This window comes from Patescibacteria group bacterium (assembly GCA_018897295.1).
GTDB lineage: Bacteria > Patescibacteriota > Minisyncoccia > RBG-13-40-8-A > RBG-13-40-8-A > JAHILA01.
Genome location: JAHILA010000009.1, coordinates 21961 through 36261 on the forward strand (window position 1 = coordinate 21961; position 14301 = coordinate 36261).

The following is a 14301-nucleotide window of genomic DNA, read 5'->3' on the forward strand; positions in this document are numbered from 1 at the left end:
ATTGATTAGTTAATTATCCTTAATTATTAAAAATTTTTATTCTACACCTCAATTATCACTGGCAAAACCATTGGTCTTCTGCGGGTTTTGCTGTATAAAAACTGGCCTATTTTATCCCGTAAATTATCTTTGACATACACCCAATTAATCGGCACTCCAGCAACAGTTGTATGCTCAACGATTTCTTTAACTTTCTTACGCGCCTCAGCCAATAATTCTTTTGATTCCTTCATATAAATAAATCCTCGGGAAATTATGTCGGGGCTATTTTTAACTTTGCCGGTTTGCCTGTCAATTGTGGCTATAATCACAAACATCCCATCTTCAGCCATTGTCTGGCGGTCACGCAAAACAATGTGGCCAATGTCGCCAATGCCCAATCCATCCACAAAAACATAATTAGTGTCGGCTTTTTTGTTTAAAATTTTAGCTCTTTTGTTTTGGAATTCAATTATTGAACCATTATCCAGAACGAATATTTTTTCCTTAGGAATCCCGACTTGCATTGCCAGTTTTGCTGCTTCTTTCAGGAAATAATGATTGGCATAAACCGGCAAAAAGAAATCCGGTTTGATTTGTTTTATTATTTCTTTAATACTTTCAGCATTGGAATGTCCGCTAATATGAACATCCATTATATTATTATGTACAACATTATCGCACTTGCGATAAAGCCCGTCTTTTAATCGTTGAATTGTTCTTTCGTTTCCAGGAATTACTGATGATGAAAAAATTATTGTATCATTTTTCTTAACACGGATAAATCTATGTTCGTTGGTGATTATACGCGATAAAACTGCATTACCTTCACCCTGCGCCCCGGTACAAATAACTATAATCTTGTTTTCTGGATATTTGCGGATGTCATTCACAGGAATCAATACTCCTTCACCAGTTTTTATATATCCCAATTTTTGGGCTATCTCAATATTCATTTTCATGCTATAGCCGTCAAGAATAACCTTTTTACCGATTCCTCTGACATATTCAATAATATGGCCGATTCTTTTTATCTGGGAAGAAAAAGTGCCGATAATTACTTTGCCCGTCGCCTCCTTGATGAGTTTTTCCAAATTGGCGTTCATATCCTTTTCTGAAACCAATTCACGATTGGTATCAAGCGATCCTAAGCTTTCAAGCATCAAAATTCTTGGTTTTGGCAATAAAGACAAATGGTTATAGGTAATTGCCTGCTGATTGTCTGATTTTTTCTCCATTGTCCAATCACCCGGATGAATCACTGTTCCGTCCGGTGTATTAATCACAACGCCAACTGCATCCATAATTGAGTGCTCCACATTAAAGAAACTAATTTTAAATCTGCCTAAATTAAGCCGGTCATTAACTGATTTAATTTTTATTGTTTTCAGATGTTTTATTGATTCCTTGGAATACTCCTCCATCCTTCTTTCAATCATGGCAATGGTCAAGTCCCTGCCAATAATCGGCGGGAAGCCAAGCTTCTTCAAAAGCAGGGGAGCTGCGCCAATGTGGTCAAGATGTCCGTGGCTGAAAATTACTCCGCGGATATTTTTTTCTCTACCTTTTAAATAGTTGACATTAGGAATTATAAAATCGATACCTGGCATGTTTTCTTCCGGAAATTGAATGCCCATATCCAAAATAACAATATCATCGCCATATTCAAAAACAGTCATATTTCTGCCAACTTCTTCCATCCCGCCAAGCGGGATAATTCTTAATTTGTTTTTTTGTTTTTCCATTTTATTTTAATAAGTTTAAAAATTAATTTCTTAATGAATCGGGCTGTATTATTCTACAGTCACTGATTTAGCTAAATTTCTCGGTTTATCTACGTCTAACCCCTTCAAAACACTACAATAATAAGCGAAAAGCTGTAAAGGCACAACGGACAAAATCGGCGTTAACATTTCTAAGGTTTTGGGAATATAAATTACATCTTTGGTTAATTTTTTAATTTTTTCATTGCCTTCGGTTGCTAATACTAAAATCGGACCGCCCCGGGCTTTAATTTCCTCTAAGTTGGAAATCATTTTTTCATAAACGCTGTCTGAAAAAGCAAGACCAAAAGTAGGAAAATTTTTATCAATTAAAGCCAAGGGTCCGTGTTTCATCTCACCAGCTCCGTAACCCTCGGCATGAATGTAAGAAATTTCTTTAAGTTTCAAAGCTCCTTCTAGGGCAATCGGATAATTATATTTCCGACCGAGAAAGAGAAAATTTTTAGACCGATAATATTTTTTAGCCAATTTTTTGACGAGTGGCGCTTGTTTCAAAATTTTTTCCACCAAATCCGGCAGATACTTCATTTCTTCCGTAATTCGTTGTCCCATAACCAAAGACATTTGTCTTTGTCTGCCTAAAAACAAGGTTAATAGAGCCAAGATATAAAGCTGAGAAGTAAAAGCTTTGGTTGAAGCAACTGCCGTTTCCAAACCAATATGATTATAAATACCAGCGTCAGTTTCCCGGCTAATGGTTGAGCCGACCACATTAACAATTCCCAAAGTTAAGATTCCTTTTCTTTTAACTTCCTTTAAAGCAGCCAAGGTGTCAGCTGTCTCGCCAGATTGAGAAATACAGAGCAAGGCCGTTTTTTTGTTTAAAATCGGTTTGCGATAACGGAATTCAGAAGAAAATTCTACTTCCACCGGTATTCCCGCATACTCTTCTAACATATATTCACTCACCAACCCGGCGAAATAAGCTGTGCCACAAGCCACAATAATTAATCGTTCAATTTCCCTTAGTCTATCTTGAATATTTTCTAAACCGCCTAATTTAGCTAAACCTTCTTTTTCAATTAAGCGACCGGCCATTGAATTTCTTAAGGCTTCGGGCTGCTCAAAAATTTCTTTTAACATAAAATGAGGATAGCCAGCTTTTTGGGCTTTTTCTAAATCCCACTCTAAAACTTCGGTTTTTTTCAACAAATTTTCCCGAGCTAAATTGGTAAAATTCATTCCTTTCGGAGTAATTATGGCAATTTCCCCATCGTTTAAATAAACAACTTTTTTGGTATGAGCCAAAATTGCCGAAGCATCAGATGCCACGATACTTTCGCCATCGCTGACCCCGATTAAAATCGGTGAAGACATCCTAGCCGCTACGATTTTTTCCGGATCATCTCTGGAAATAACGGCTAAACCGTAGGTGCCCTTAATAAGTTTTAAAGCCCTGATAACCGCTTCTTCCAAATTGCCCCGAAAAAATTTTTCAATTAAATGGGCTAAAACTTCGGTATCGGTTTCGGATAAAAATTTATGACCCTCTTTAATTAATTTTTCTTTCAATTCTCGGTAATTTTCAATAATCCCGTTATGAACCAAAAAAATATTTTTTTGACAATCCCAGTGGGGATGAGCGTTTTCTTTGGTCACGCTACCATGAGTTGCCCACCTAGTATGACCGATACCCCAACAACCTTTTGGTTTTTTCTTTTCGGTCAAATTGATCAAATTGTCAATCTTACCCATTGTTTTTAGGGTGATAATTTTATTATTTTCACTGCCTACGCTTAAGCCGGCCGAATCATAACCTCGGTATTCCAAACGTTTTAAGCCATCTAAAATTAAAGAAGTGGCTTCTTTTTTGCCTAAATAACCAATAATCCCACACATATAGTAAAAATTTATCAATCGGGGCACCCACGGGGCACCCAGATTCGAACTGGGACTACTGACTCCCCGCCTGCCAACGCCTGAGCTTTTCGGACTGCCGAGATTTGCACTCGGGCTAAATCCTCCCGAAGGACTCGTGCTACTATTACACTACAGCCCGGATTTTATTTTTTATTTAAAAAATCCGATATTTTTTGGAGGATTTCATTAGGTTTACAATTTTGCTTTATCCATTTTTTTGCTTTTTGTTCATTCATCGATTCATCATCATATAATCCTAACACTTTTTTTGCTAATTCTTCGTTAACCCTGTAAAAAGCTTCAAGGTCTTTAATTTTAACGCTACCGGTTTTAAAATTAAACTCAATTATTCCCTTTTCAAACATTTCATTCAGAGTATAAATTCCTGCGGAATAATAAGGATCTTTTTCAGAACTATCAAATAGATATTCTAAAGAAGTTTCTATTGTCGCTACTGCCCATTCCTCTTTCGTTCCACCAATGCCGCCTTTTTCAATTATTCGCGGAAGCAACCACCTGTAAACTTGCTCTGCTGCTAGTTCATCAATAACCATATTATTTTCTGCGCCCATTCTTATAACACCTGGATCGTCTGGTTTATGAAAATGGCCGAATTCGTGAAATCCGGTGAGAAAAAATGATTTTTCTAAATTATATGGTTCTCCAGAGTTTTCAACTTTAAAATTTTTATCTTTAGCCATTTTGTTGAAAAATTTTGCATGTTCGCCAAGATAAATAACAGCCGTAGACTCGTCCTCTTGCGCAATTCCTTTCATGAATAAATTAACACCATAATCACCAATAGAATTAACGAATTTAACTTTTTTCCCTACGGTATGATATCCCTCTTCTTCAAGACATTCTGCCATGATTTTTTGACTATATGAAATATCTTTTTCTCTTTGAATATTTTCTTGGTCTTGGATTTTTAAACAAATTCTCAATTCCGGATCATGGTAAGGCGGCTTTAAATATCCCGATTCATATGAAGATGGAACTATTAAAATGGGAAAGTCGGATAGAATAGATTTACCGTAAAGTTCAACAACCTCTTCGTGGCGTTTATCTATTTTATTAACATCTCGTTCATTATAAAAATTAATTAAAGCTTTTATATAATCTTTAAAAATATTTCCTCCCTGTATTTTTTCCCAATTTATCGGCATTTGTAAAATTTCTTCAAATTTTCTAGAAATATACTGAGTATCTTTGGGAAATAATTCATTAATGGTGTGTAGTTGTTTATCGTCCGGTAAATAAAGACGGTTTGTAGATGTTTCTTTTGGTGGTTTCTGAGATAATCCAGAAAACGCTAAAAAACGAATAAAAAGATTATCGGTTCTCATAGAGGCATCTATTGTTTTTAAAACTACCTCTCTTAACTCTGAATTTAATCCCAGTTTTTTAAGTTCTTCTTCTTCAGCACTAGATATTATCTCTTGGTAAATTTTTGTTTCTATATGCTTAACAACATGTGCAGCAATAGCTATTAAAACTTCTCTTCTCTGACCCCTTATCTCCGGCATGCTCTCTGGCCAATTATTTACAATTGCATCAATTATTTTTTCGTTCGGAAGTTTCTCCATAGAGAGTGTCTCATTTTTGAAAGAAATTACTTTATCGTTTATATGTTCTGATACAAGTTTCTGGACATTATTAAAAAGCTCTAAAGAATTTTCCCACTTCCCGATTTTTTCGGGTATGTTTTTCTTAAAATCAATATAACCCTCAAGCAATCCGAGTGTATTATAAATATTTTTGAGTTTTGGTTTCGACTCAATTAATTTTTCTTGTTTTGCTTCTATTTTCGGTTCTTTTTCTATCATAATTTTATTTTATCCAATGTTTTTCTCTGATTTTTAAATCCTCTTCTTCTTTTTTTTCTTCAATCTTCCCTCTGGCCAATTTACGCAAAACTTCGAGATTTTGTTCGTTTAATTCTTTAACCCTGTTTTCCAAGTATTTTTTATTATTCTTTTTCGGGTCTTCGATTACCTCTGCCAATAAAACATCCAAAATCGCGCCAACCTTGGGACTGGGCTGGATTGATAATAATTTCATTATATCATTGCCATTGATTTTCAACATCTTGACGGAAATCGGATCTTTGGAAACTTTTTCAATCATATATTCAATTGTTCTTAAGCGATACGGTTTTTCTTTTGGCCTGCCCATTCCAAGACGATCCGCCACCCTTAAATTAATTAAATCACTAATATTTTCTGTGCCGACTCTTTTAATTAATCTCCTCGCGCCAGCGTCGGTCAGCCGTTCCGGGTCTGAAACAAACATATGATTTTTAACCAGCAAAACCACTTTATCAATAAATTTATTCGGAAATTTTAATCTTTGTAAAATCTTAAAAGTGAATTTAGCGCCAATATAATCGTGATTGTAAAAAGTAGAATCAGGGCCTTCGCCTGCTTTTGCCACTGGTTTGCCGATATCATGAAATAATGCAGCGACTTTTACTTCTAAATTGAATTTCTTTTTCGAGGCCTCGTCCAAAGAGCGCATTGAATGCTCATAAATATCATAAATATGATGTTTGTTCTGGCTTACGCCCACGCCTTTTTCTAGTTCCAGTAGAATATATTTCAATAAATTTGCCTGTCTTAATAAATCAATTCCGTGGGCTGCTTTTTCGGTTTCAAAAATCTTAATTAATTCATCCCTAATTCTTTCGTTGGAAATCATCTGAATCCAATCGGCATTTTTCTGAATTGCTTTAAAAGTTTTTTCTTCAACAGAGAAACCCAGGGTGCAAGCGAAGCGCACTGCTCTTAACATTCTTAATGCATCCTCGCTAAATCTTTCATCTGCTTTGCCCACGGTGCGAATAATTTTATTCTTCAAATCCTTTTGTCCGTCAAAATAATCAACAATCTTTTTATCTTTGTTTAATGCAAGCGCATTAATTGTAAAATCTCTCCTGCCCAAATCTTCTTCTAATGTTTTGGCAAAAGTTATTTCATCCGGATGGCGCTTATCAGAGTATTTACCTTCCAGTCTGAATGGCGTGATTTCAACAACTTTTAAAGTTTCATCTTTGGCATTGGTAATCACGCTCACTGTGCCGAATTTATTTTCATAAAAATTCTTGGGAAATAATTTCCTGATTTGTTCTGGTTTAGCATTGGTAGTAATGTCCCAATCTTTTGGCTTTTGACCCAATAATAAATCCCTGACACACCCGCCAACAATATACACTTCGAAGCCCTGCCTCGACCCAGAGGGGCGGGTTTTCTCCAATTTTTCCAATATTAAATTAACTTCTTTTGGAATTATCACAATATTTTTTATAAACTACTTTAAAATATTTTTCAAGTTATCCACAGAACAACCTTGACATTAATCTTTTTGATGATATACTGATAATGCAGTCGCAAGATTGCCCTGCTCGCGGATGCGAGTCCGAGATTTAAACTTCGCCTTTCAAAGGCGAGGTTTTGTTTTTATAAAAGTAATGCTCTTTTTTACTCTTTGAGCATTAATATTTAAATCTGCTCTTTCTTTGAGATAATGCGTGATATATCCAGCACTAAATAAAATCACCTTTTTCCCTTTTCTTCTTAAAAAATTTAACAAATAAGCAAAATCTGCATCACTAGAAAATAAACAAAACGTATCATAATCATTCAGAAATCTTATTGCATCAATACAAATTTCAGTGTCAAAATTACACTTTGGAATATAAATATATCTACCTTTATTATCTTGACTTATATATCTTGTTGTATTTTTTTCTTCTAAAGAGTCTAAATAATGTTTAATTCTTTGAATTGGTTTAGTAACTGTTTTATTAAAATATTGTCTCGCCTTACTAATAATTTTAATAGATTTTGGGTTTTTTGGATCCAAACCGAAATAAAATCTTTTATGTTCTGAAAATAAATTTATAAAACTTGCTAATTTTTCTATATCAACTACTAATTTTTTATCTTGCGGTAAAATATTGTCATCACCATCTCTCTCGTCTCTCTCATACCAATAATTTACGTTCCCAAAATCAACAAAACTATAAATCTTGCCAAATTTATTTTTATCTATTTTTAAGTTTTCTAACTTAAACTCTTGTAAGTCCATTCTTATTTAAACTATAGCTTAAAGACCGACTTTTAGCAATAAAAAGAATGCCTTTCGCAGCTGCGAGAGGCATTCAGCGTGAAAATGGATAATCTTTGTTTGAAACTTTGGAAATAGCCCACATAATAGTGTTGGTAGTTGCATCTACGGATTTGTCCAAAGAGGTAAGAAAAAAACCAGGATCAAAAACGACTCTTTTCTCTTCGCTCCGAAGCTTATGAAACTCCCTGAAGCTAAAAGCCGGAATACCGAAACAGCCGGTTGGAATGATTTCTTTCGCAGAAAGCAGTGCCATAATTGAAACTCCTCGACGTCCTCTTAAGAGTTGTTTTTCGGCATTCTGACGACCCTCGGGAAAAATAACGACAATATGTCCTTGTCCCAATAATTCAACTGCCCTGGTTAGACCCGCGCAATTGGCCGGCAGATAACCGATTCTTTCATCCAGTACATTAACAAGAACAGTAGCAATGGAATAGCGAAGAATTCTGTGCTTTATTCTTGTGCTTCCCAAGAAATACATTTTTTTCATTCGGGGATTGAAATAGCGCCGCAGAAAATTTCTTAAAACAGTGATAATAATTAACGGATCATAGGCTGTCCCATGATTGGCAGCAATGATAAATCCGTCGTTTCTCGGCAAGTTTTCTAGTCCCTTTACTTCGGCAGCCTGATTTTTGAAAAGAAAATAGATTATCCAATGAATAACTTTATAAAAGAACATTTTTCACCTCCTTCCCAATACCCAACTTCGGTCTGGAACCAAATTTTTGAAGGTAAATTTGGGTCTTTTCCGAAGTTTTACTTGACCCGTCTCGGTAGGGGTCTTATATTACTATCTTAGCATAAAGTATGATATTTTGCGAGTGTCTCATTTCTTCAGCTTTAAAGCTAAAATAAGACGAATGAGACACTACTTGAGGTTGTTTTGAGTGTCTCATTTAAAAAGAGTTTTAACAATATTTTCGTCATGAATATTCTGTGTTGCTCGGAAAAGTTTATCAAAATCCGATACAGCAATAGCCTTATAGATTTTTCTTATATCAATATCCTTCCAAATATCCGATTGGAGAATCTGCCAATTGGTCTCATCTATAAAATCTCTTTTAATAAAAGGGTAATAGATAAAAAGAATATTGAAATCGCCAACAGAAAATTTTTCCTTCGCTCCCTCGGCTAGATTTTTTATCCTATTTAGCAACCAATTCTCGTCATCTCCAGAATAAGAATTATCCATAAAAACTTTTCTAGAATCTTTTATACTACTATTAAAATATACGATATCAAATTTATAAGAATAAAATTCTGATTGCGTATCATGTTCGAGTTTCTGCTTTAAACAATTTACTACATCTTGATATAATTGATTTTGAATTGAATTATCGTCTAATAATTTTACCATAATATCTCTTTGTTCATTTACTTTGCTCTGAGAACCAACACTGTATTTTATAAATATTTGAAAGTTCAACTTTCTCCACTGAGAAAAATTTTTATCCAAATAATCTGCTAAATTGACTATGATCTCTTGTTCTTTGAAATTCTCCTTATCAAAACTCTTTATCTCAATATATTTATCAGTATCAACTTTAATATCGGGATTCTTGTCTTTAAGAATTTCTACAGAATGCTTGCCATGGAATAAATATTCCACAATTTTCAGTTCTATCCAAATTCTATATTTATTATCTAAACTTCCATGTTCGAAATCTTTCTTCTTTCCTATAATGCCTGCGATCTTAGTTTGCGCCAAAAAATCTATAATATCACGAGCTTGACGCTCCATGTCTTCCCAAGACGCAAAATGTAATTTTTTAACCATAACTTTTTAGGAATTAACATTTAGTCCTTTGCCAAAAACGGCAGCCCATATTCCCCATTTTCCCCATATGGTAATGTGATATAACATTGAACCATAAATATCCTTAGCATACCGGACAATAAATCCTGGGCCTCGATTAGTCCTAACTCCATTTTTTTCCAGTATATTATTCAATTCCGATAATTCCAACTCAACGGCTTCTATTGAATCCGGAAGATGAATGATTTCAATATTTCTATCGGTATTAATGAGTTGACCCATTAATTTGAATTCCAATCCTCTAATCATTTTCTCGGTAATTGGATCTAATAACTCCGGTATTCTAATATTAACCAATAAAGATCTATCAAAAGTATTATCGGGACCAAAATTTTTTAGAAGACCACTGGGCATTTTATTAGTATATATTAAATCGGGAATAATTTTCTTAATATTGGCTTCTTTACGTTTTCTGTCTTTCTCATTCGTCGCAGACGAAAGATCATATAAACGAATAGCTTTTTTTAAGACACCCAATGAAGCAATATTATTGCTATCTGTGCATATAGCCATTTTTTTATATGTCTCTTCTTCGATTTTGCCCAACTCTTTATTGCATCTAAGGCAGGCAGGGGCAACCCATTTCTCCATGTCTTGAGGCGTTGAATCTGGATACCATGATTTAGGAAAAATATGGTCTTCCGTAAGTTCTTCAAAATATTTTAAACAATGAACACAATATTGATTGGTAAATTTTTTAGACATTTAAATCTTTTTAAACTAACTTTTTATTAATTTCATCAAATCCTCATCGTTCTCATGGCCCTTCAATCTCCCAGTTAAAATTCCTAATCGATAATTTATTCCCTCGTTCATTAATCGCCAGTTAGTATTTTCGAGGGTTTGCTTTAAAAGTTTTTTAAGTTGAGACCGACTATCATATTCTTGACGGTCTTCTTTGTCATCTTGAACAGTAAATCTAACAACTACATCTCGGTTAATTTCTGGTTTAGAGAACTCCCATTTACTATAACCTTCCTTTTCTGATTTTGGAGTTAAAAGCTTCTTAAGTCCAGCAACTGAAAGCTTTTTGATTTTAGCAATAACTTTAGTTATTTTTTCTTTTTCTTTTATCCCTTCTATTGTTTCCATAAGATGCTTTAATTTCATCTCGGATCCAATATATTCTTGGCCTTTTTCTCCTGATAAACAAAATCTTCTACGATCTCTTTCGAAATTCTTATCTATTTTTTCCTTTGGAGAATTAAGGTCAAGTATTTCTCTACCTTTATGACCGCATTTTTTACAGGCGTAGGTAGTGATAATTCTATCTTCTTTCCGAGTATCGTTTGTCTTAACTTCACTTGAGCATTTTTCGCAAATATGCGGTTTGGGCTTCCATTCTTCTCCATCTTCGAATACTGCCCGCCTTGGTTTACATTCATTCGGACATTCAAAGAAAAATAGGATTCGTTCTTCTCCCTTAAGTTCATAGCCGTGAAAATCCTTTAATGTTGCCGTCATTTCCGAGCCACATTTTTTGCAGAAAATATCTATTGGCGTGACTGCGTTTTCTAATTTCTTATCTTTTGCTTTATCTCGCTCCATCCATTCTCTTATTGTTTGCGATTTTTTAGAATAACGCTCTCCCTTAACAAAATACAGCATAGTTGGAACAACGACTCTTACTGTAAATTCTTTTTTAATTTTATCCTTTTTAGATTTATCGGTCTCTATCGAGATTTTATCTCCTGATATTCCTCGTTTTTCTAAACGCCTGCATTCTTCAATAGTTAAGCGATCATAAAGATCGCTATAATAGGATGTGGACTTCAGGTATTTATATGCCGTTTTCATTTCAGACATTTATTGTTCTCTTTCGTAGTACGGACATTTTTCACAGAGCAACTCACCAAGTTGATTACCGATCATTGGATGGGTGCATCGTGAAGTTTTAACCGCATCGGTAAGTCCAGCTATACTTTCATTTGATGCCCTACTTTTAATCACTTCTTTTTTATAATACTTACAGTCGGTTTTTTCCATAATGTTTTTTATTTTTTATTAATTTTTACCATTATTTTTTAGTTTTTATAGACTTATTTCCCCACCATAATAGTAAGTGTTGATTCATTTTGGAATTTCTCGTCTACGCCAACAAATAATAATTTTTCCTTATTTTTAAAAAACATTATATTCTTCTCGGTGTAATTAGTCTCCCAACCGAATCTCGATAAATTTTCTTTGTAGAATCTTATTACTTCTTCTTGTGGTAAATTAACTTCGTAGCTAAAACTTTCGTCTTGCTGGGCCGTGGTAGAAGTCTCTGGTTGGTAAGGAGAATATTCTTTAAGAATTGCTCCTGTTGGTAAAGGTATATTTTTATGTTTTTCAACAAATGTATCTATTGTTTCAATCTGTTCAGAGGTTTCGGAAGATATTTGTTCCGGTTGTGCTATTTCTGCTTCTTTCTTTTGGCCATCCGTACTAACAATAACAATAATAACGATAATTAAAAGAATTACTCCGCCTACAATATAAGGTATTTTTTTCTTACTCATATTTTTCTATTAATTTTTATCTAACCAAAATCTACGGACAATTTAGGGCTTTTCGCCAACCGGCATTTAGGGCTTCTTGTTCTGAACAAAACCATTTTTCACCTCGAGCTTCATCTATTTTGGTTACATTATAAGAACTACATCCAGGCAAATGATATATCTTTTCTCCGGATGAGCTTATATTCCCTTTAATTAGACAGGAACTACTGGCTGGTTCTTCTTTTTGTTCTGCTGGTGGTAATACAGATTCTTCTTGTTCAGTAGTCGTTGGACATGCGTTCCATAATCCTCGTTTAGCTTCTCGGGCTTCCTGTTGGGCTTTTACGAATTGATCTTGATATTTTATATCTGGCGGATAAGAATACGAATAAGCAAAACCTTGTTTTACCAATTCGAGATTTATAAAAGCATCGCCAACCCAAACATATCTTAAAAGCCGATCATATTTATCCCTATCTGTGATGTCTTTTTCTAAACGAATTTCTTTACCTTCAACTAATTCTTTGTTCTTGTTGGAAGCCTCTACTCCAAAGCATTGAACTGGTTTTCGGGGATCAACTGTTTCTGGCGTATCAATTCCAATATATCGAATTCTTTCTCCGCCCTCGATTTCAATAGTATCGCCATCAATAACCCGCGTAATCTTAAATAGACCAGTATTACTCTTATCCTGAACAGGTATATCTGTTATAGAAGAAGTTTGGGATTCAGCTTGAGGTTGATTTTGAGATTCAATTTGAGATAAATTAGATTGATTATTTTTTGATCCAGAACCAATTGCAATTCCAATAAACAATATCAAAATAGCACCTACTATAATTAATATTGTTTTCTTTTTACCAATAAACTTCATAAATTCATTTTTTAATTAAAATTTTGCGTCTTTGCCATGCGGGTTCCATGTATCTATTCTTCTTCGCCCAATCTTTTAAATATTTGATTCGATTTTGTATTCTCTTTTTTTCATTTCCCCGCATTTTTTTTAAAAGATTTTTTTCATTTTCAAACCACTTCTTAAAACCAGGACCCTTGATCATTTCTTTATCAAGATCAATAACCTGTTTTTCAATCTTTTCTTTTGTCATGTCCGGCAACCTTTTAATGTCCTTCATAATTTTTTTAACATGCTGATCATTTTTTGCTATTGACTCCAGCACAGCAAATACTTTCTTGCCTATAATATCTTTGAACCTCTCGATTTGAAACCGATCCAATCCTCCAAACGACGGGGTATCGATGCCAAATTTTCTAAAATAATCAAATTTAATAACCCCAAGCGGATATTTAATCAAATGCAACACAGATAATACTTTAACGATTTCTTCAAATGTGGAAAACCACATATTAAATCCCCCAACTTCGAACGTCTGACAATTTGATTTAAATAATCCGATCTCATTGGAATAGCTATGTCCTTTCGAATGGGCAAAGTTATGTAAAAATCCTAATTTTAAAATTCTGCTTTTCAAATCATGTTTTTTTTGAAATGCTTGAATATTTTTATATTGCTCTAATTTGCCCCAAATTTCTCTGTTGCGAGGAGTATCCTTGTCTGACCGTAGCCATTCTTTAATGATTATATGCCCATCGTCGTTCAAGTTCCAATAAACAGACAACAGTCCCAATTCTAAGCTAACTCTCAAGGAAACCATCGCTTGCTTATAAAGCCCAAACAGACAAAGATTAAAGGAAATCTGTAATTCTTCCCATGAGTCTTTCCATGGAAAAATGTGACCCGACCAAAAGCTGTCTATTGTTTCTGGAATCACTGACTCAATATCATAATATGCCCAAAACAATTTAGAAATTTTCTCTTTTAAATCTTTTTTTTCAATAAAACTTACAGATTCTTTATAAACCTGAATACTTTTCTCGCACTTATATGTTAAGGGTGAGATATCCATAGATAAGGTCTTTTAGAAGATAAGATGACCCGCGATTAATCCAATTGCAGCTACCATAATGTTTATCAGGATATTTATATAAAATGACTTTTTGTCTCGTTTATCAAGATATTCTTTCATTTTTGGCATTGAAAAATCTAATTCTGATACCAATTTTTTCACATTGTCATCATCAATTGCTATCTCGGAATTATAGACATCTCTCAATCTATTTAAATTTTCTTGTAATTCAGAAATGTTTTCTGAATTCGCAATCTTTTCTAGTGCTTCAAATGCTTCTTTTCTTTCTCTTTCCCACTCTTCTTGTAGGTGCATTTCATATTGTA

General features: G+C 34.1%; 14 protein-coding genes and 1 tRNA gene. All 15 read right to left on the reverse strand.

Annotation, left to right across the window (positions count from 1 at the left end; translation table 11 throughout):
* Positions 1 to 41: 41 nt before the first annotated feature.
* The gene (locus KKI21_01265; GenBank protein ID MBU4284836.1) at positions 42 to 1724 is read right to left on the reverse strand and encodes a ribonuclease J; all 1683 of its coding nucleotides are present in this window, start codon (positions 1722 to 1724) and stop codon (positions 42 to 44) included.
* Between the two features lie 48 nt (positions 1725 to 1772).
* Positions 1773 to 3602, reverse strand: coding sequence for a glutamine--fructose-6-phosphate transaminase (isomerizing) (gene glmS / locus KKI21_01270; protein MBU4284837.1), 1830 nt, complete (start codon positions 3600 to 3602; stop codon positions 1773 to 1775).
* 89 nt (positions 3603 to 3691) lie between these two features.
* Positions 3692 to 3762, reverse strand: a tRNA-Pro gene (locus KKI21_01275).
* 4 nt (positions 3763 to 3766) lie between these two features.
* Entirely contained in the window at positions 3767 to 5449 is a 1683-nt protein-coding gene (locus KKI21_01280; protein ID MBU4284838.1) for a hypothetical protein, read from the reverse strand.
* A 4-nt stretch (positions 5450 to 5453) separates the two neighbouring features.
* Positions 5454 to 6926, reverse strand: a complete 1473-nt coding sequence (locus KKI21_01285) for an HD domain-containing protein (GenBank protein MBU4284839.1) — start codon at positions 6924 to 6926, stop codon at positions 5454 to 5456.
* A gap of 132 nt (positions 6927 to 7058) precedes the next feature.
* On the reverse strand, positions 7059 to 7709 hold the full coding sequence (locus tag KKI21_01290; protein ID MBU4284840.1) for an NYN domain-containing protein: 651 nt from the start codon (positions 7707 to 7709) through the stop codon (positions 7059 to 7061).
* A gap of 73 nt (positions 7710 to 7782) precedes the next feature.
* Positions 7783 to 8433, reverse strand: a complete 651-nt coding sequence (locus KKI21_01295; GenBank protein ID MBU4284841.1) for a 1-acyl-sn-glycerol-3-phosphate acyltransferase — start codon at positions 8431 to 8433, stop codon at positions 7783 to 7785.
* 213 nt (positions 8434 to 8646) lie between these two features.
* On the reverse strand, positions 8647 to 9531 hold the full coding sequence (locus KKI21_01300) for a hypothetical protein (GenBank protein ID MBU4284842.1): 885 nt from the start codon (positions 9529 to 9531) through the stop codon (positions 8647 to 8649).
* A gap of 6 nt (positions 9532 to 9537) precedes the next feature.
* Positions 9538 to 10275, reverse strand: coding sequence for an HNH endonuclease (locus tag KKI21_01305; protein MBU4284843.1), 738 nt, complete (start codon positions 10273 to 10275; stop codon positions 9538 to 9540).
* A gap of 15 nt (positions 10276 to 10290) precedes the next feature.
* Positions 10291 to 11367, reverse strand: a complete 1077-nt coding sequence (locus KKI21_01310) for a hypothetical protein (protein ID MBU4284844.1) — start codon at positions 11365 to 11367, stop codon at positions 10291 to 10293.
* A gap of 9 nt (positions 11368 to 11376) precedes the next feature.
* Positions 11377 to 11556: a hypothetical protein gene (locus tag KKI21_01315; GenBank protein ID MBU4284845.1), complete on the reverse strand. Its 180-nt coding sequence runs from the start codon at positions 11554 to 11556 to the stop codon at positions 11377 to 11379.
* A gap of 53 nt (positions 11557 to 11609) precedes the next feature.
* Complete coding sequence (locus KKI21_01320; GenBank protein ID MBU4284846.1) at positions 11610 to 12071, reverse strand: hypothetical protein; 462 nt, start codon at positions 12069 to 12071, stop codon at positions 11610 to 11612.
* Between the two features lie 31 nt (positions 12072 to 12102).
* The gene (locus KKI21_01325; GenBank protein MBU4284847.1) at positions 12103 to 12924 is read right to left on the reverse strand and encodes a thermonuclease family protein; all 822 of its coding nucleotides are present in this window, start codon (positions 12922 to 12924) and stop codon (positions 12103 to 12105) included.
* A gap of 4 nt (positions 12925 to 12928) precedes the next feature.
* Positions 12929 to 13975, reverse strand: a complete 1047-nt coding sequence (locus tag KKI21_01330; protein MBU4284848.1) for a hypothetical protein — start codon at positions 13973 to 13975, stop codon at positions 12929 to 12931.
* A 12-nt stretch (positions 13976 to 13987) separates the two neighbouring features.
* The gene (locus tag KKI21_01335) at positions 13988 to 14290 is read right to left on the reverse strand and encodes a hypothetical protein (GenBank protein MBU4284849.1); all 303 of its coding nucleotides are present in this window, start codon (positions 14288 to 14290) and stop codon (positions 13988 to 13990) included.
* Positions 14291 to 14301 lie beyond the last annotated feature (11 nt).